The sequence below is a fragment of the Nocardia cyriacigeorgica genome (assembly GCF_005863245.1).
Lineage (GTDB): Bacteria > Actinomycetota > Actinomycetes > Mycobacteriales > Mycobacteriaceae > Nocardia > Nocardia cyriacigeorgica_C.
Genome location: NZ_VBUT01000001.1, coordinates 93,262 through 111,670 on the forward strand (window position 1 = coordinate 93,262; position 18,409 = coordinate 111,670).

The following is an 18,409-nucleotide window of genomic DNA, read 5'->3' on the forward strand; positions in this document are numbered from 1 at the left end:
GCCCGGGTGCACACTGATCCCATGGCCGAGTTCTCCACCGCGACCCGGGAGTGGTTCGACGGCGCCTTCCCGGCGCCGACGGATGCCCAGCTCGGTGCGTGGCGCGCCATCGCGGCAGGGGAACACACCCTGGTCATCGCGCCGACCGGCTCGGGCAAGACGCTGTCGGCGTTCCTGTGGGCCATCGATCGGCTGGCCTCCGGCGCGAAACCCGACGAGCCGGGCACCACGGTGCTCTACGTTTCGCCGTTGAAGGCCCTCGCGGTGGACGTGGAACGCAATCTGCGGGCCCCGCTGGTCGGCATCACCCAGACGGCCAAGCGGCTCGGGCTCGATCCGCCGCACATCAGCGTCGGCGTGCGTTCCGGCGACACCAGCGCGAGCGAACGCCGCTCCATGCAACGCACCCCGCCCGACATCCTCATCACCACCCCGGAATCGCTGTTCCTCATGCTCACCTCGGCGGCCAGGGAGACCCTGCGCACCGTGCGGACGGTGATCGTGGACGAGGTGCACGCCATCGCCGGCTCCAAACGCGGCTCGCACCTGGCCCTGTCGCTGGCCCGGCTGGACCTGCTCACCGAACGCCCGGTGCAGCGCATCGGCCTGTCGGCCACCGTGCGCCCGCCCGAGGAGGTGGGCCGCTTCCTGGTGGGCAGCGCGCCACTGACCATCGTCTCCCCACCCGCCCCGAAGACCTTCGACCTGTCTGTGCGGGTACCGATCGCGGATATGACCGAGCCCGGCGAATCGGATCAGCCCGGTTCGATCTGGCCGCATGTGGACGAGGCGATCGTGGACCTGGTGCTCGCGCATCGGTCCTCGATCGTGTTCGCCAATTCCCGCAGACTGGCCGAACGGCTCACCGCGCGGCTGAACGAAACCTTCGCCGAACGCGCCGGCGATCCGGTCGAGACCGAGCACGCGCCGCCCGCGCAGCTCGGCGCGTCCACCGAGGTGGTGCACGGTGCGGCACCGCTGCTGGCCCGGGCACACCACGGCTCGGTGAGCAAGGAGCAGCGCGCGCTCATCGAAGACGATCTCAAGAGTGGGCGGTTGCGCTGCGTGGTCGCCACCAGCAGCCTGGAACTGGGCATCGATATGGGCGCGGTGGATCTGGTGGTTCAGGTCGAGGCGCCGCCGTCGGTGGCCAGCGGGCTGCAACGGATCGGGCGGGCCGGGCATCAGGTCGGCGAGATCTCGCGCGGAGTGTTGTTTCCCAAGCACCGCACCGATGTCATCCACTGCGCGGTCGCCGCCCAGCGCATGACCACCGGCCAGATCGAGGCCATCCAGATTCCGGCGCATCCGCTCGACATCCTCGCCCAGCAGACGGTGGCGGTGTGCGCGCTGGAGCCGGTCGACGTCGACGCCTGGTTCGAGGTGGTCCGCAGCACCGGAAGCTATGCGTCGCTGCCGCGTTCGGCCTACGAATCGGTGCTCGATCTACTGTCCGGGCGCTACCCGTCCGACGAGTTCGCCGAACTGCGCCCGCGGGTGGTGTGGGATCGCGACGCGGGCACGCTGACCGGCAGGCCCGGCGCTCAACGGCTGGCCGTCACCTCCGGGGGCGCGATCCCCGACCGCGGCATGTTCGCGGTGTACATGGTGGGCGAAAAGGCTTCCCGCGTCGGCGAACTCGATGAGGAGATGGTCTACGAATCGCGGGTCGGCGATGTCTTCGCGCTCGGCGCGACCAGCTGGCGGATCGAGGAGATCACCTTCGACCGGGTGCTGGTGACGCCCGCCTTCGGCCAGCCGGGACGGTTGCCGTTCTGGCACGGCGACGGCCTCGGGCGGCCCGCCGAATTGGGTGCGGCGCTGGGTGAATTCATCCGGCGCGCGGGCCAGGTATCCGAGCGTGCGGAGTCCGACGACGGCCTGGCAGAGCTGGTCGGCGCGGCCGGGCTGGACGAGAACGCCACCTCGAATCTGGTTGCGCTGCTCGATGATCAGCGCGCCGCGACCGGCAGGCTGCCCACCGACCGCACATTGATCGTTGAGCGGTTCCGCGATGAGCTGGGCGACTGGCGGCTGGTGCTGCACTCCCCCTACGGACTGCCGGCGCACGCACCGTGGGCGCTGGCCGTGGGGGCGCGGCTGCGGGAACGCTTCGGGGTCGACGCCGCACCCAACGCCTCCGATGACGGCATCGTGGTCCGGCTGCCGGACACCACCGACGATCCGCCGGGCGCCGAACTGTTCGTCTTCGAGCCGGACGAGATCGACGACATCGTCACCGAACAGGTCGGCGGCTCGGCCCTGTTCGCCTCCCGCTTCCGCGAGTGCTCGGCGCGCGCCCTGCTGCTGCCGCGCCGCGATCCCGGCAAACGCGCCCCGCTGTGGCAGCAACGCCAGCGCTCGGCGCAGCTGCTCGACGTGGCGCGTAAGTTCCCGGATTTCCCGATCCTGCTGGAGACGGTGCGCGAATGCCTGCGCGATGTCTACGATCTGCCCGCGTTGAGCGAGCTGCTGGGCCGGGTGGCGCGGCGGCAGGTGCGGCTGATCGAGGTGGAGACCGCGACACCGTCACCGTTCGCCAACGCGCTGCTGTTCGATTACATCGGCCAGTTCATGTACGACGGCGACAGCCCGCTGGCCGAACGCCGGGCGGCGGCATTGTCGCTGGATTCGAGCCTGCTGGCCGAACTGCTGGGGCGGGTGGAGCTGCGGGAACTGCTCGACGCCACCGTCATCGAGCAGACCGAACGTGAGCTGCAACGGCTCACCCCCGAACGCCTGGCCCGCGACGCCGAGGGCCTGGCCGATCTGCTGCGGCTGCTCGGGCCGCTCACCGCTGCCGAGGCCGCCGAGCGGTGTCGCGAGGACCCCGCGCCGTGGTTCGCCGAACTCGTGCAGGCCCGGCGGGCACTGGAGGTTTCCTTCGCCGGACGTACCTGGTGGGCGCCGGTGGAAGACGCGGCCCGCTTACGTGACGCGCTCGGCGTGCCCCTGCCCATCGGCACCCCGGCGGCGTTCATCGAACCGGTCGCCGATCCGCTCGGCGATCTGGTGGCGCGTTATGCCCGCACGCACGGCCCGTTCGGTGTGGAGGCGGTGGCGGCCAGATTCGGTCTCGGTACCGCGGTGGCCGCAGGCGCACTGCATCGACTGGCAGCCGAGAAACGTGTGGTGGAAGGCGAATTCACGCCCGCCGCGTCCGGTTCGGAGTGGTGTGACGCCCAGGTACTGCGCCGCCTGCGCCGCCGCAGCCTGGCCGCCGCGCGGCACGAGGTGGAGCCGGTGTCCACCGCCACCTTCGGCCGGTTCCTGCCCGCCTGGCAGCATTTGGACACCGGCGAGCTACGCGGAGTCGACGGTGTTGCCGCCGTCGTGGAACAGCTGGCCGGAGTGCCGATCCCGGCCTCCGCCCTGGAATCGCTGGTGCTGCCCGCCCGGGTGCGCGACTACTCGCCCGCCATGCTGGACGAACTCATGGCCACCGGCGAGGTGCGCTGGTCCGGCCACGGCGCCATCAATGCCAAGGACGGCTGGATCGCGCTACATCCGGCCGACCAGGCGCCGGTCACCCTGCCGCCGGCCGACGACATCGAACTCACCGAAACCCATCTGCGCTTGCTCACCGCGCTCGGCGCACAGTTGCCGGCATGGACGCCCGGCGCATCTTCCTCGACCGCGACCGTCGACCTCGACGCACCCGAACCCGACCCGGACTCCGTCGCACCGGAATCGAATACGCCGTATTCGCCCACCCACCGCCGGACGAAAGCCGACCCCCGATCCCGTCCCGCGCGTGCGCGGCGTAGCGATGGCACGAACGCTGCACCCGGCTCTGCCGATGCCCCGGGAGAGCGCGCAGCGGCGGCGGACGACGCAGCTGCGGACGCACCGCCACATGCGGACGGGACGCCACCGGTTGCCGGCCAGCGACCCCGGTCCGCCGATCAGCCGGCGGTCATGCACGTCCCAGCGATGCTGCACGGTGGCGGCGCCTACTTCTTCCGCCAGCTCTCCGACGCCACCGGACTGCTCGACGATGCCGCGGTGGCGGAGGCGCTGTGGGAGCTGGTGTGGGCCGGCCTCGTCTCTGGCGATACCTTCGCCCCGGTCCGTGCGCGGCTGGCCGGTTCCACCCGAACCCCCACCGCCCACCGCTCCCCGCGGCGAACTCCCCGCGGCCGGGCCTACCTCCCGCGCCAGTCGCTGCCGACCCGCTCGGGTCCGCCCACGGTCGCGGGCCGCTGGTCGCTGCTGCCGGACCGCCTGTCCGACAATACGATCCGCGCACACGCCACCGCCGACCTGCTCCTGGAACGCTACGGCGTCCTGACCAGGGGCTCGGTGCAGGGCGAAGGCGTGCCGGGCGGTTTCGCACTGATGTACCGCGTGCTCACCGAATTCGAGGACCGCGGCCGGTGCCGCCGCGGCTATTTCATCGATTCGCTCGGCGGCGCCCAGTTCTCCACCACCGATGTGGTGGACCGGCTGCGGTCCTTCGACACCGACCGCGGCGGCAATCGGGCCGAGGGCGCGGCGCTCGCACTGGCCGCCTGCGATCCGGCCAACCCGTACGGTGCGGCATTACCCTGGCCCAAAGGCGACGGCGAGTCTGGGCACCGGCCCGGCCGCAAGGCGGGCGCGCTGGTCGTACTGGTCGGCGGCGAGTTGGTGCTGTATCTGGAACGCGGCGGCAAGACCCTGCTCACCTTCACCGAGGACCCCGCCGCCCGGCAGCGGGCGACGCGGGCGCTGGCCGCGCTGGTGCACGAACGCCGGGTCGATTCGCTGGTGATCGACCGGGTCGACGGCGAATCGGTGCACGGCAACTCCTTCGCCACCTTCCTCACCGACGCCGGTTTCGCCGCTACCCCGCGCGGCCTGCGCCTGCGAGTACGCCCGTGACCACGCCGGCCGGAGCGGACGATGCCCGAGGGTGACGTCGTCTACCGCACCGCCCAGCGGCTGCGCGCCGCCTTGGCCGGGCAGGTCTTGACCCGCAGCGACTTCCGCGTCCCCCGCTACGCCACGGTCGACCTGCGCGGGCAGACCGTGGACAGCGTCGGCAGCTACGGCAAGCACCTGTTCGTCCGCACCGACACCGTCAGCATTCACACCCACCTGAAGATGGAGGGCAGCTGGCGGGTGTTCCACTGCGGGCAGCGCTGGACCAAGCCGCGTGTGACCGCGCGCCTGGTGCTGGCCACCGACGAGGTGGAAGCGGTCGGCTTCTCCCTCGGCGTGGTCGAGGTGCTGCGCCGCTCCGAGGAGCACCGCGTCATCGAGCATCTCGGGCCCGATCTGCTCGGCCCGGACTGGGATCCGGCCGACGCGGTCGAGCGGCTGACCCGGCAGCCGGACGAACCCATCGGGATCGCGCTGCTCGATCAGCGCAATCTGGCCGGCATCGGCAACATCTACCGCAGCGAGGTGTGCTTCCTGCGTCGCGTGCATCCGGCCACGCCGGTCGCCGCCGTGCCGGATCTGCTCGCCCTGGTCAACGAGGCGCACCGGGTGCTCACCACCGCCGCCCAGCAACCGCCGTGGCGTCCGCTGGTCTACGGCCGTCACCGGATGCCGTGCCAGCGCTGCGGCACCACCATCGCCGTCGAGCTACTCGGCGAGACCGCGCCGCCGTCGGATCGCCTCTCGCGGCGCGAGCGCGGCATCTACTTCTGTCCGCGGTGCCAACCAGCGGTTTCGATGTGATTTGCCATTCAATTGCTAATGATTCAACGACTTCGCACGACAAGGACGGCAGTAGTCGAATTCGCCGACCGATCGAAAGCGAGCACACATGCGGGCACCGACGACGCGGCAGCGCCTGGCCGCCATCGCCGGCCGCATCGTGACCACCGTGCTCGCCGTGCTGGCCACCGTTCTGTTCAGTTATCTGCTGCTGCACGCCGGCGGTCCCGCCACGCCCGTCGCACCACCCGCCCCCGCTCCGCCCGCACCGCAGATCGAACGCTTCTCCATTTCTCACTAGACCGGTCGTCATAGTTCGCGTAACGTCTCCGTCGTGACTACACGCACGGACTCCCGGCAGCGATTCATCGACGCCGCCGTCGACCTCTTCCACACCCAGGGCTATCACGCCACCGGACTCAACCAGCTGGTCACCGCGGGCGGCGCACCCAAGGGCTCGCTGTACTTCCATTTCCCCGGCGGCAAGGAACAACTCGCCGCCGAGGCCCTCGACCAGGCGGGCAAGCAGCTACGCGAGCGGCTGGCGGCAGCGCTCGACCACGGCGACATCGATGCCGTCGTCGACCTGCTGGCCACCACCCTGGTCGAATCCGATTTCGCGCGCGCCTGCCCGCTGGCCTCGGTCGCACTCGACGCCGCCGGCAGCGAACCGATCCGAGCCGCCTGCGCGGGCGGGTTCGAATCGTGGCGGCTCACCATCGCGGAATACCTGCGCGCCAAAGGCGTAGACGCCGAACGCGCCGAACAGCTGTCCACCGTCGCGCTCGCCATGCTCGAGGGCGCGCTGCTACTCGCCAAGACCAGCCGCGATATCTCCCCGTTGCGCACGGTCGCCGACCACCTTCGCACCCTCATGGACCAGGAGTTGTCCCGATGAAGATCCATCACCTCGACGGCGGAACGATGCGGCCCTTCGGCGGGCGCCTGATCAGCGGTACCGGCGGCCTGCTGCATCGCGGCGAAATGGTCTGCCACTGCCTGCTCATCGAGCACGACAAGGGCCTGGTGCTGGTGGAGACCGGCATCGGCGAACAGGCCGTGCGCCGTCCGGCCGAGTGGCTCGGCACCGGATTCCTGCAGATGACCCATCCGGTGCTCGACCTGGAACGCACCGTCGCCCGCCAGATCGAGCGGCTCGGCTATCGGCGCGAGGACGTCCGCGACATCGTGCTCACCCACCTCGACCTCGATCACGCGGGCGGACTCGCCGATTTCCCGCATGCGCGCGTGCACGTCTACGCCGAGGAGATGCGGGCCCTCGAGGGTTCCTACGGTCCGCGAGAACGATTCCGCTACCGCGCGATCCAGTTCGCGCACGGCCCGAAGTGGCAGATCCACGGCGAACACGGCGAGCCGTGGTTCGGATTCGAAGCGGTCCGCGAGCTGGCCGGTCTGCCGCCGGAGATCCTGCTGGTGCCGCTGGCCGGGCACACCCGCGGACATGCGGGCGTCGCGGTGGACACCGGCGACGGCTGGCTGCTCAGCGCGGGCGATTCCTACTTTCACCCCGGCGTCCTCGAGGCCCACCCGCATCAACCACTCGGCATCGCCGCCTTCGAACGGATTGTGCAGACGGTGCCCGAGGCCAGGGCGAACAATCAGCAGCGCCTGCGCGAATTGGTCGCGGCGAAGGGCGATCAGGTGCGGACCTTCAGCGCGCACCACGCCGGTGAGCTGCGGGCAATGCAAGCCGCCACAGTCTGATTCGGCAGCGGGTAGGCGCGTCTGGATGCGCCGCGCCTACCCGCGGCATCACCGATCCAGCGGTACCGGCTCCAGAATCTCCGGACGCGGCTCCGGTGCGGCCACCCGCAACGCGTCGGCGCATTCGTCGTCGGGCTCGGCCTGGGAACGGATCTCGGCGTCGACCCTGGCCAGATACAGGCCGACCTCCCGGTCGACGTCGTCATCGTCCCAGCCCAGCACCGGCGCCACCAGTCTCGCCACCTGCTCGGCGCAGTCCGCGCCGCGATGGGAGTACTCGATGGAGATGCGGGTGCGCCGGGCCAGGATGTCGTCCAGGTGCAGCGCCCCTTCGGCGGCGGCCGCGTAGACCACCTCCACCTGTAGGTAGGACGGAGCGTCGGTGAGCGGTTGCAGCAGTTCGGGTTTGCCGTCGGCCATGGCCATCACCTCGTCGATGAGCGAGCCGTAGCGGTCGAGCAGATGCTTGATCCGGTACGGGTGCACACCGTAGGCCTCGGCCAGCTGCACTGTCTGATTGACCAGCGCGAAGTAGCCGTCGGCGCCGAGCAGCGGCACCTTCTCGGTGATCGAGGGCGAGACCCGGGCCGGAATGTCTTGGGCCGCCTCGTCGACGGCGTCGTAGGCCATCACTCGGTAGGTCGTGTACTTGCCGCCGGCGATGGCGACCAGACCGGGCGCGATCCGGGCGACGGCGTGCTCGCGCGACAGCTTGGAAGTCTCGTCGCTCTCACCGGCCAGCAGCGGCCGCAGTCCGGCGTACACGCCGTCGATATCGTCGTGGGTGAGCGGGGTGACCAGCACCCGGTTGACGTGCTCGAGCAGGTAATCGATATCGGCCTTGGTCGCCGCCGGATGCGCCAGGTCCAGATTCCAGTCGGTGTCGGTGGTGCCGATGATCCAGTGGCTGCCCCATGGGATCACGAACAACACCGAGGTGGCGGTGCGCAGGATGATCGCCGCATCGCTGACGATCCGGTCGCGCGGCACCACGATGTGCACGCCCTTGGAGGCCCGCACATGGAAGCGCCCGCGCTGATGCGACAGGGCCTGGATCTCGTCGGTCCACACGCCGGTCGCGTTGATCACCACGTGCGCGCGGGTCTCGGTGGTGCGCCCGTCCTCGCTGTCGCGCAACTTCACCCCGACCACCCGGTCGGCCTCGCGCAGGAACCCGACCACCTGCGTCGACGTGCGGATCACCGCGCCGTAGTGGGCGGCGGTGCGGGCCACGGTCATGGTGTGGCGGGCGTCGTCGACGACGGTGTCGTAGTAGCTGATCCCGCCGATCATCGAATCGCGGCGCAACCCCGGCGCCAGCCGCAGTGCGCCGTGCCTGCTCAGATGACGTTGACCCGGAACCGATTTCGCGCCCCCCATGGTGTCGTAGAGCAGTAGGCCCGATGCCACGTACGGCCGCTCCCACACCCGGTGGGTGAGCGGGTAGAGGAAGCGCAGCGGTTTGACCAGATGCGGCGCCAGCGTCGACATCGACAGCTCACGTTCGGCCAGCGCCTCACGCACCAGGCCGAACTCGAGCTGTTCCAGATATCGCAGACCGCCGTGGAACATCTTCGACGAGCGGCTCGACGTCCCGGAGGCCAGATCGCGCGCCTCCACCAGCGCCACCCGCAACCCACGGGTCGCGGCATCGAGGGCGATGCCCGCGCCCACCACGCCGCCGCCGACGACGACCACGTCGAAGTGGTCTTTGCCCAGCCGGGCCCAGGCGTCCAGCCGCTGCTGCGGCCCGAGGAACTGCGAATCGGGCTTCTTGGTCATGCTCGGCTCCTCCAACCGACGCAAGCGTCGGAGGTCGACGTTGTGGTCTGTGATCGGGCGCGTTCGAGCTTCGCTGTACACCCTATCGCCGCGGTGCCCGCACCCGCGTGCGACGCCCGTGCGCGCGTGCGGTTCCTGGTTGCCGCGACCGGGCCGTGACCGGCCGCGGGTTCCGGTAACCTGCTCCAATGCGACGCTATGTGGCCGCCATCGATCAGGGGACGACGTCGAGTCGGTGCATCGTTTTCGACCGCGCGGGGCGCGTGGCGGGCATCGCGCAACGCGAGCACGAGCAGCTGTTCCCGCGACCGGGCTGGGTAGAGCACGATGCCGAGGCGATCTGGCACAACACCGAACAGGTACTCGGCGAGGCGCTGACGGCCACCGGTATCACCGCCGCCGATATCGCGGCGGTGGGGGTGACCAATCAGCGTGAAACCACGGTGGTCTGGGACCGCGCCACCGGCAAGCCGATTCACAACGCCATCGTCTGGCAGGACACTCGTACCGAGGCGCTGTGCACCGAGCTGTCCGGCGACGTCGGGCGCACCCGGTATCAGGATCGCACCGGGCTGCCGCTGTCGACCTATTTCGCCGGCCCGAAACTGCGCTGGATCCTCGACCACGTCGAGGGCGCCCGCGAACGCGCCGAAGCCGGCGAGCTGTGCTTCGGCACCGTCGACAGCTGGGTGCTGTGGAACCTCACCGGACAGCACCTGACCGACGTCACCAATGCCTCGCGCACCATGCTGATGGATCTGCGCACGCTGCAATGGGACGGTCAGATCTGCGCCGAATTCGGGATACCCACCGCGATGCTGCCGCAGATCCGCAGCTCGTCGGAGGTGTACGCGGAGATCACCTCGGGCCCACTGGCCGGAGTTCCGGTCGCAGGCATTCTCGGCGATCAGCAGGCGGCCACCTTCGGCCAGGCCTGCCTGTCCCCCGGTGATGCCAAGAACACCTACGGCACCGGCAATTTCATGCTGCTCAACACCGGCACCACTCCGGTGTTCAGCAAGCACGGGCTGCTCACCACCGTCTGCTACCGGCTCGGCGACCAGGCGCCGGTGTTCGCGCTCGAAGGGTCGATCGCCGTCACCGGCTCACTGGTGCAATGGTTCCGCGACAATCTCGGCATCATCTCCTCGGCCGCCGAGATCGAACCGCTGGCCCGCAGCGTCGACGACAACGGCGGCGCCTACATCGTGCCCGCGTTCTCCGGCTTGTTCGCCCCGCGCTGGCGGCCGGACGCGCGCGGCGTCATCGCCGGACTCACCCGCTTCGTGAACAAGGCCCATTTGGCCAGGGCGGTCCTGGAATCCACCGCGTTCCAGACCCGCGAGGTCACCGACGCCATGCGCGCCGACGCCGAATCCCAGCAGCTACGACTGGAATTGACCACCTTGAAGGTCGACGGCGGGATGGTGAACAACGAACTGCTCATGCAGTTCCAGGCCGATATCCTCGGCGTCCCGGTGGTGCGCCCGGTCGTCAACGAGACCACCGCCCTCGGCGCCGCGTACGCGGCCGGGCTCGCGGTCGGCTACTGGGCAGGCACCGACGATATCCAGGACAACTGGGCGGCGGACAAGACCTGGGAGCCGTCGATGAGCGACGACGACCGCCGCGCGCGGCTCGATTCGTGGAATAAGGCCGTCGAGCGCACGTACAACTGGGTCGACTAACCCGACCCTGCGCGGACACCGCTGACGCTGCGCGGCGGCACTCTGGCGCATTGCGGCCGTGCCCTGACAGTGCGCGGTGAAACCCTGGCGCTGTGCGGCCGTGCCTCAACGCTGCGCTGTCACCTGACGCTCGGCTGTCGCACCTTCACGCTGCGCGACGACCGCTCGATCGAGCCGGTCCACCGCTTCGGTGAGCGCCTCCGGTGCGCCCGTGGTAAAGCACATGCGCAACGAATGCGGATACGGGGTGCTCACCGAGAACGCCTGGCCCGGGACATAGGCGACGCCCGCCTCCAGCGCATCGTTCAGCAGCGTCCCGGTGTCGGTGCCGTCGGTGAAGTCGGCCCAGATGAACATGCCACCGGCGGCATCGGTGCAGGTGAGCCGGGTACCGAAGCGGTCGCGCAGCGCGCCGACGAGTGCACCGGCGCGTTCGGCGTAGGCGGCGCGCACGGTGTCGATATGACTGGTCAGCCAGTCGGTGTCGGCGAGCAGATCGGCCGCGATCTGCTGGGTCAATGCCGAACCGCACAGGTCGGCGCCCTGTTTGAGCAGCTCGACCGCCCGGCAGACCTGGTTCGGTGCGATCATCCAGCCCACCCGCAGCGTCGGGGCGAGGATCTTGGATGCGCTGGAGAGCCGGATCACGTGCGGCGAGTAGGTCGCGATGGGGTCGGGGGCGGGCCGGTCGAACCACAGTTCACCGTAGGGGTCGTCCTCGATCACCCAGAAGCCGTAGCGTTCGGCCAGCGCCGCCAGTTCCCGCCGCCGTGCCGGGCTCATGGTGACCCCGCCCGGGTTGTGGAAATTGCTCACCGTATGCACCACTGCGGGACGCTCACCGCCGGCGAGCAGTTCGCCGAGCAGGTCCAGTCGCAGGCCTTCGGCATCCAGCGGCAGCGCCACGATGCGCGCACCCGCGGCCCGGAACACCTGGAGCGCGCCGACGTAGGCCGGGTCCTCGACGACGACGAGCGCCCCGGGATCGAGCAGCACCTCCGACAGCAGCGATAGCGCCTGCTGCGACCCGTGGGTGACGAACACCTCGTCCAGCGCGACGGTGCGGCCGACCCGGACGCTCTCCCGTTCGGCGAGCACCGTGCGCAGCGGCCCCCAGCCGGGCGATTCGGTGTATTGCAGTACCGCGTCCTGGCGCAGCGCGGCGTCGGCGGCTACCGCGATCCGCTCGCCCGGCATCAGCGCGGCGTCGGGTAGACCACCGGCGAGGCTGATGATCTCCGCGCGTGCGGTGAGTTTGAGCAGGTCACGGATGGCCGAGCTGGTCAGCCCGGACAGGCGGCCGGCCAGCGGCGGAAGGTGCTGCGACATGGAACCTCCAGGGATTACGCGAGGTGCGCCTTCCCCACTGTCGCATACCGCGGACCATGATGTGAAATAGTCATCCCATGATTTGGGACACGGTGGTGGCCGCGCGAAACGAAACGGCCCCATCCCGAATGCGGGATGGGGCCGTTCGCTGATTCGCTGTTTACCGCCGCGGCGTGGCGACCTTGCAGTCCTTCGTGACACCAGGCTGGCACGGCGGCTTCCTCTTGGTTTCCTTGCAGTCCGTAGTGACACCCGGCTGACAAGGACCGGCAAACGCGATGGACGGCGCCAGCGCAGGGCCAACCCCCACCAGACCGATCGTGAGCGCGACACCGGCAACCAATTTCTTCATGGATACTCCCTCCCTAGAGTCAGCTCGAACAGTACCCGACGCCTGGGGGTAGGGCAATAACCTGTTCGAACGAAAACCATTGGCGCAGTAGCGATTTCCTATTGCCGCTGCATGAGGTGCGCTTCGTGAAGGTTGGGTCAGCGGTCCAGGATGGCGAAGATCAGGTGCTTGCCGTTCTGGTCGATGGTCTGCACGGTCTGCCGGTACACGAACGTCTGGCCGTCGGGCCGATGGTCGGTCAGGTCGACATCGAAAACGTTCGGCTGTCGCTCAGTGATTCGCAGGCAATATGTCGTGCCCTGCGGGATCTCCTCGTCGATGACCTTTTGCAGATCGGCTGCGGGCAATACGTTGGCGTCCGAAGCCGCGAAACTCCTCGCCTTCGCACCATCACGAGCGGAATAGAACGCATGCTGGTACCCCAAGATGGCACCGGCTCCGCTCGCCGTGTCCCCCGGCCCGTTGCCGACCGTGACATTGCCGTCTTTGCTCGCCGGGCAGCTCAACGCAGCGGCGGTGGTGGGCGCCTGAGCGGTTTCCGCATCACTGTCGTCGCCGGTCATCATGATGATCACCACGGTGAGCGCGACCAGCACGGCCACAACCGCCGCAGACCCGGCGATGATCGGCCCGAGCGGACGCTTCTTCTTGGCCGGACGCGCCAGCGCCTCGGTCACCGACTGCGGGGTCAGGCGCTTGGCGATCGGATCGTCGGCCCAGGACAGGCCCGGCTCCGGCGCGGGCTCGGCCGGCGGCGTCGGCGGCTCGCCGGACTTGGTCGGCCGATTCCACCAGCTGCTGTCGTCGTCGGTCGACATCCGGACGGTGCGGTCCTCGCCCGCGTCGGCAGGTTCCGGCCGCGGCGGGCGCGGCGGATTGTCCGGGAACGTGGTGCTGTCCGGGGCACGGAACTGCGGCGGAGGTGCGGGCACGCTCGCCGGCGGCTCGGGCGCGGGCTCACCGGCCGGACGCCAGGTCAGGCCGGGTTTTTCCGGTGCGGGTTCAGGCTTCCAGCCGGGCCCGGGAGCAGTGGGCGGTCCGAAATCGCCGAGCGGAGGACCGAAGTCCCCCACCGGGGGTCCGAAGTCCCCTACCGGCGGGCCGAAATCCGATCCCCCTGACCCGCTGTCCTTGCCTTCGCCGTCGCCGGACACACCCAATCCTTTCCCCGGAACACACGTATGGGGCGGCCGCGAACGACCGCCCCAACGCCCATTCAGCACATATCAGTACTGGAGTGAACCACCCCACTGGGTGGTGACGCCAGCGACATTGATCGTCTGCGGAGCCATGTCACCCGGTTGCACGATAGTCGGCAGTTTAACCTGCGCGGCCGCTTCGAGCGCGGCGGCGCCGCCCGGCTGCTGGGCGATCCACTGCTCGACGGTCGCCTTGGCGGCATTGACCTGGGTGGTGTCGAGGACGGTCTCGAACTTGTTGTCGGCCAGGCCCGCACCGCCGGTGAAGGTGTTCACCTTGATGTGGTTCTCGTCCAGGAACTCCCACGAGATGCCCGCGTCACCGCGGCCCGTCGGCGTGCTGTAGCCGATCGTGCCGACGTAGCCGGCCTCGTTGGTGAAGTGGTGGGTGTTGGCCAGGTGGCCGGGCAGCAGCGAACCACCGTCGATGGTGGCGCCGACCTCGGCGTGCGGGCCCGTCATCTCGACGACCGGCGCGGCGGGCGCGGCCTCGATGCGCGGGGCCTCCCAGCGCGGCTGCACCAGGGTCTGGGTCTCGGACTCGGTACCGGGCTCGATGGCTTCGGCGGTCTCGCCGTCGATGGCCGGCTGCGCCTCGCTGCCGTCCTCGGGGGTGACGACTTCCCCGGTGCGCGGGTCGATCACGCCCGGACGGTTCGGATCGGTCTCGCCCGGCTTCTGATCCGGCACGACGACCGGCTGCACGGGACCGCTCTGGCCGGGGACCGGCAGCGGCGCGACACGCGGCGCGGTGACGCCGGGCTGGCGCGGCGCGGCCAGCTTCGGGTCCTTCTGGTCGTTGTCGGTGTTCGGAGTGGTGACGCCCGGCTGGCTCGGCGTGGAGTTGCCCTGCGGGTTCTCCGGCTTCGCCGGGTCGGTGACGCCCGGCTGGGTCGGCGACTGCGACTGCTCCGGCTGCGTGGTACCCGGCTGGCTCGGCGACTCGTCCTGCGTCGGCGCCGGGGCCTCGGGCTGATCGTTCGGAACGGCCCCCGCCGGCGATGCGAACAGAGTGGCTACGGCCGCCGCGGTGGCCAGCGGCAACGAAGTACTCGCCATCGCTCGCTGCGCCCGACTCGGCTTACGATGTTTCACTTTTCGCCCAATCCCTTTCCCGGGTGCGGTCGCACCGACCACACTCAGCTGTCTTTGGTGAGACGCTCGGACTGCCAACAGCCCAGGCTGCCCGCCGTTCGCGTCAGGAAAGGAAATCCCCCCGACACCAAACCACACGACCACCCATCGATCGCATCTCTGCCGGAAGTGAACCACAACTGTCCCGCCCAGGCAACGTGACGAAACCTACCCACTCACAGGAACACTCGACACGCTGCGCGAACCGCCCGGCTCAGTCCAGATCGTCGTGCCGCATGAGCTGGCGCGCGGCCTCGGTCACCGATCCGGTCAGCGAGGGATACACCGAGAAGGTCTGCGCCAGGTCGGTGACGGTCAGATTGTTCTGCACCGCAAGGGCGATCGGCAGGATCAACTCGGAGGCGATCGGCGCCACCACCACACCACCGATGACCACACCGGTGGCCGGACGGCAGAAGATCTTGACGAAGCCGCGCCGCAGCCCCGACATCTTCGCGCGCGGATTGGTGTTCAACGGCAGCATCACCGTGCGGGCGGGCACCTCACCGTTGTCGATGGCGGTCTGGCTGACGCCGACGGTCGCGATCTCCGGCCGGGTGAACACCGCCGAGGCAACGGTCTTGAGCCGGATCGGATTCACGCCCTCGCCGAGCGCGTGGTACATCGCGATGCGGCCCTGCATGGCGGCCACCGAGGCCAGCGGCAGCAGGCCGGTGCAGTCGCCCGCGGCGTAGATGCCGGGCACCGAGGTGCGCGACACCCGGTCGACGCGCAGGTACCCGCGGTCGAGTTCGATACCGACCCGCTCCAATCCGAGATCGTCGGTATTGGGCGTCGAACCGACCGTCATCAGCGCATGCGAGCCGGAGACGGTGCGCCCGTCGGCGAGCTTGACCACGACGCCGTCGGCGGTGCGCTCCACGGCGTCGGCACGCGCATGCTTGACCAGCTCGACACCGCGTTCGGCGAGGGCGTCCTCGAGCACCAGCGCCGCGTCGGCGTCCTCACCGGGCAGCACCCGGTCGCGGCTGGACACCAGCTTCACCCGCACACCCATTTCGGTGTAGGCGGAGACGAATTCGGCACCGGTGACACCGGAACCCACCACCACCAGGGTTTCCGGCAGTTCGGTCAGGTCGTAGAGCTGGCGCCAGTTGAGGATGCGCTCGCCGTCGGGTTCGGCGCCGGGCAGCACCCGCGGGCTGGCGCCGGTGGCGATCAGCACCACCTCGGCCTCGATGACCTGCTCGGTGCCGTCGGCGAGCGCGGCCCGCACCCGATGCGCGGCCAGGCCGGTGCCCGCGTCGATCAACTGCCCGCGCCCGGCCAGCACGGTCACCCCGACGGTCTGCAACTTCGAGCGGATATCCGAGGACTGGGCCAGCGCCAGCGCCTTGACGCGCGAATGCACCTCCGGCAACGACACCGTGGCCTGGCTGGGATCGAGGGTGATGCCGAGATCGCGGGCGCGGCGCAGATCGGTGCGCACCCCGGTCGAGGCGATGAAGGTCTTCGACGGCACGCAGTCCCACAGCACGCACGCTCCGCCGATGCCGTCGGAATCGATCAGCGTGACCTCGGCGCCGTGCTGGGCCGCCACCAATGCGGCCTCGTATCCGGCCGGTCCGCCACCGATGATCGCAATGCGGGTCATGGATACCTCCGCTCGAGCAGTTGCACCGGGATCTCCGGTTCGGCGTCAACGTTATCCGCCCCGAGCCCTGCCGCCGCGTTGCGGTAGGCCGCGCCGCGAGCACGGCAAATCCGATACCGGTTACCCTTTCCTCGTGCCGATCTACGCCGCTTACGGGTCCAACATGGACTCGTCCCAGATGCTCGAGCGCTGTCCGCACTCCCCGATGTTCGGGACGGGGTGGCTGGAGGGCTGGCGCCTCACCTTCAGTGGCGACGACATCGGCTGGGAAGGCCCGCTCGCCACCGTCGTCGAGGAACCCGGTTCCCGGGTGTTCGTCGTGCTCTACGACGTCTCCCCCGAGGACGAGCAGCGGCTGGACCGCTGGGAGGGCTCGGATTTCGGCATTCACCGCAAGATCCGGTTGCGGGTCACGCCGAATCCCGGCAGCGGCACCGAACCCATCCTGGCCTGGCTGTATGTCCTCGACGCCTACGAGGGCGGACTGCCATCGGCCCGCTACCTGGGTGTGATGGCCGACGCCGCGGAGAAGGCGGGCGCGCCCGAGGAGTACGTGCACGCCCTGCGCACCCGCAACAGCCGCAACGTCGGCCCGGGCAACTTCGCGGAGTAATCGGCGGCGCCTCCGGCACCGCGTGTTGATGCTCGGTCTCGCTTCGCTCGAAAATCGAGGTTCGACCGGCTCTAGTCACCTGGTCGCCGCTTTGGCACTCAGCCCGCTTGCAGAACGATGTTGCTCAGCACCCGCACACCGACCGCGAGCGCGCGTTCGTCGATGTCGAAGGTGGGCTGGTGCAGGTCGAGCTGTTCGCCCTCACCGGACCACACGCCCAGTCGAGCCATCGCGCCGGGCACCTCCTCCAGGTACCAGGAGAAGTCCTCGCCACCGCCGGACTGCGGCGTGTCGGCGAGCGCGTCGGGCCCGACCGCGCGGATCGCCTCTTCGAACATCCGGGTGGAATGCTCGTCGTTGACCACGGGCGGAACGCCGCGGCGGTAGTTGAGCTGGTATCGCACGCCGGTGGGCGCCAGCAGTCCGTCGACGATCTCGTGCACCATCGGCTCCAGCAGTGACCAGGTGGCGTGATCGCCGGTGCGGACGGTGCCGGTGAGCATGCCGGTCTGCGGTATCGCGTTGGGCGCCTTGCCAGCGCTGACCGCACCCCACACCATGACGGTGCTGGTACGCGGATCGATGCGACGGCTGAGCAGCCCGGGCAGCCCGGTGATCACTGTGCCGATGGCGTAGACCAGATCGCTGGTCAGGTGCGGGCGCGAGGTGTGCCCGCCCGGCGAGTCGAGCACCAGCTCGACGGTGTCGGCGGCCGAGGTGATCGCACCCACCCGCACACCGACCCGGCCCACTTCGAGCCGCGGATCGCAGTGCAGGGCGAAGATCCGCTCCACGCCCTCCATGGCGCCGGTGGCGACCACATCGATCGCGCCGCCCGGCATCACCTCTTCGGCAGGCTGGAACACCAGCCGCACGCCCACCGGCAGATCGGCGTCGGCCAGCGCCAGCGCGGTGCCGAGCAGGATGGTGGTGTGCGCGTCGTGGCCGCACGCGTGCGAGACGCCGGGGACGGTGGAGGCGAAGCTCAAGCCGGTGAACTCCTGCATCGGCAGGGCGTCCATATCGGCGCGCAACGCGATGCGCGGGGTGTCCGGGCCGATATCGCAGATCAGGCCGGTGCCGCCGGGCAGCACGCGCGGGGTGAGGCCGGCCTTGGTGAGCCAGGTGGCGACGAATTCGGTGGTGCCGAACTCGGTGCGGGACAGTTCCGGGTTGGCGTGGATGTGGCGGCGCCACTGGATCAGGTCGACGGTGTGCTCGGCCAGCCACGCGTCGACCACGTCCTGGCCGGTCCGCGCTGCGTTCGATAGGGCGGCGCCCCCGGTGGTCTTCATGGTCACGCGCGCTGCCTCTTCCGGGCCCTTC

General features: G+C 69.7%; 13 protein-coding genes. 7 read left to right on the forward strand and 6 right to left on the reverse strand.

From position 1 onward, the window contains the following. Window positions 1–21 precede the first annotated feature (21 nt). The 5 genes from FEK34_RS00470 to FEK34_RS00490 all read left to right on the forward strand — a co-directional run bounded on the left by FEK34_RS00470 (window position 22) and on the right by FEK34_RS00490 (window position 7,371). Window positions 22–4,863: an ATP-dependent helicase gene (locus FEK34_RS00470; RefSeq protein ID WP_138445909.1), complete on the forward strand. Its 4,842-nt coding sequence runs from the start codon at window positions 22–24 to the stop codon at window positions 4,861–4,863. Window positions 4,864–4,884: 21 nt separating this feature from the next. Continuing rightward, window positions 4,885–5,667, forward strand: a complete 783-nt coding sequence (locus FEK34_RS00475; RefSeq protein WP_138445910.1) for a DNA-formamidopyrimidine glycosylase family protein — start codon at window positions 4,885–4,887, stop codon at window positions 5,665–5,667. An 88-nt stretch (window positions 5,668–5,755) separates the two neighbouring features. Beyond that, complete coding sequence (locus FEK34_RS00480) at window positions 5,756–5,947, forward strand: hypothetical protein (protein WP_138445911.1); 192 nt, start codon at window positions 5,756–5,758, stop codon at window positions 5,945–5,947. Window positions 5,948–5,980: 33 nt separating this feature from the next. Beyond that, on the forward strand, window positions 5,981–6,544 hold the full coding sequence (locus FEK34_RS00485) for a TetR/AcrR family transcriptional regulator (protein WP_138445912.1): 564 nt from the start codon (window positions 5,981–5,983) through the stop codon (window positions 6,542–6,544). Then, window positions 6,541–7,371, forward strand: a complete 831-nt coding sequence (locus tag FEK34_RS00490) for an MBL fold metallo-hydrolase (protein WP_138445913.1) — start codon at window positions 6,541–6,543, stop codon at window positions 7,369–7,371. The genes FEK34_RS00485 and FEK34_RS00490 overlap by 4 nt, the downstream gene beginning before the upstream one ends. A gap of 48 nt (window positions 7,372–7,419) precedes the next feature. Here the strand turns inward: FEK34_RS00490 and glpD are convergent, their stop codons facing one another. Then, window positions 7,420–9,153, reverse strand: a complete 1,734-nt coding sequence (gene glpD / locus FEK34_RS00495; protein WP_138445914.1) for a glycerol-3-phosphate dehydrogenase — start codon at window positions 9,151–9,153, stop codon at window positions 7,420–7,422. Window positions 9,154–9,341: 188 nt separating this feature from the next. Here glpD and glpK point away from each other — a divergent pair, with 188 nt between their 5' ends. Next, on the forward strand, window positions 9,342–10,841 hold the full coding sequence (gene glpK / locus FEK34_RS00500; RefSeq protein ID WP_138445915.1) for a glycerol kinase GlpK: 1,500 nt from the start codon (window positions 9,342–9,344) through the stop codon (window positions 10,839–10,841). 105 nt (window positions 10,842–10,946) lie between these two features. Here the strand turns inward: glpK and FEK34_RS00505 are convergent, their stop codons facing one another. The 4 genes from FEK34_RS00505 to FEK34_RS00520 form a co-directional block, all read right to left on the reverse strand. Then, window positions 10,947–12,170 (reverse strand): PLP-dependent aminotransferase family protein, encoded by a 1,224-nt coding sequence (locus FEK34_RS00505; RefSeq protein WP_138445916.1) that lies wholly within the window; start codon window positions 12,168–12,170, stop codon window positions 10,947–10,949. A 489-nt stretch (window positions 12,171–12,659) separates the two neighbouring features. Continuing rightward, window positions 12,660–13,676 carry a hypothetical protein gene (locus tag FEK34_RS00510; protein ID WP_249358725.1) on the reverse strand — a complete coding sequence of 339 codons (1,017 nt, stop codon included), beginning with the start codon at window positions 13,674–13,676 and terminating at the stop codon, window positions 12,660–12,662. A gap of 72 nt (window positions 13,677–13,748) precedes the next feature. Further along, on the reverse strand, window positions 13,749–14,780 hold the full coding sequence (locus FEK34_RS00515; RefSeq protein WP_249358726.1) for a hypothetical protein: 1,032 nt from the start codon (window positions 14,778–14,780) through the stop codon (window positions 13,749–13,751). 289 nt (window positions 14,781–15,069) lie between these two features. Next, a complete protein-coding gene (locus tag FEK34_RS00520; protein WP_138445918.1) occupies window positions 15,070–16,470 on the reverse strand; it encodes an NAD(P)H-quinone dehydrogenase in 1,401 nt (466 codons plus the stop codon). A gap of 133 nt (window positions 16,471–16,603) precedes the next feature. Between FEK34_RS00520 and FEK34_RS00525 the strand changes: the two genes are divergently transcribed. After that, window positions 16,604–17,083, forward strand: a complete 480-nt coding sequence (locus FEK34_RS00525) for a gamma-glutamylcyclotransferase (RefSeq protein ID WP_130919001.1) — start codon at window positions 16,604–16,606, stop codon at window positions 17,081–17,083. A gap of 98 nt (window positions 17,084–17,181) precedes the next feature. Here the strand turns inward: FEK34_RS00525 and FEK34_RS00530 are convergent, their stop codons facing one another. Continuing rightward, on the reverse strand, window positions 17,182–18,378 hold the full coding sequence (locus FEK34_RS00530; protein WP_138446334.1) for a M20 family metallopeptidase: 1,197 nt from the start codon (window positions 18,376–18,378) through the stop codon (window positions 17,182–17,184). Window positions 18,379–18,409: the final 31 nt, after the last annotated feature.

What these genes read in the sequence shown, in the direction of transcription:
- FEK34_RS00530 (WP_138446334.1), bottom strand. Translation starts at nt 18,378, where the DNA reads ATGAAGACCACCGGGGGCGCCGCCCTATCGAACGCAGCGCGGACCGGC.
- FEK34_RS00515 (WP_249358726.1), bottom strand. Translation starts at nt 14,780, where the DNA reads ATGGCGAGTACTTCGTTGCCGCTGGCCACCGCGGCGGCCGTAGCCACT.
- FEK34_RS00470 (WP_138445909.1), top strand. Translation starts at nt 22, where the DNA reads ATGGCCGAGTTCTCCACCGCGACCCGGGAGTGGTTCGACGGCGCCTTC.
- FEK34_RS00520 (WP_138445918.1), bottom strand. Translation starts at nt 16,470, where the DNA reads ATGACCCGCATTGCGATCATCGGTGGCGGACCGGCCGGATACGAGGCC.
- glpK (WP_138445915.1), top strand. Translation starts at nt 9,342, where the DNA reads ATGCGACGCTATGTGGCCGCCATCGATCAGGGGACGACGTCGAGTCGG.
- FEK34_RS00505 (WP_138445916.1), bottom strand. Translation starts at nt 12,170, where the DNA reads ATGTCGCAGCACCTTCCGCCGCTGGCCGGCCGCCTGTCCGGGCTGACC.
- FEK34_RS00490 (WP_138445913.1), top strand. Translation starts at nt 6,541, where the DNA reads ATGAAGATCCATCACCTCGACGGCGGAACGATGCGGCCCTTCGGCGGG.
- FEK34_RS00480 (WP_138445911.1), top strand. Translation starts at nt 5,756, where the DNA reads ATGCGGGCACCGACGACGCGGCAGCGCCTGGCCGCCATCGCCGGCCGC.
- glpD (WP_138445914.1), bottom strand. Translation starts at nt 9,153, where the DNA reads ATGACCAAGAAGCCCGATTCGCAGTTCCTCGGGCCGCAGCAGCGGCTG.
- FEK34_RS00475 (WP_138445910.1), top strand. Translation starts at nt 4,885, where the DNA reads ATGCCCGAGGGTGACGTCGTCTACCGCACCGCCCAGCGGCTGCGCGCC.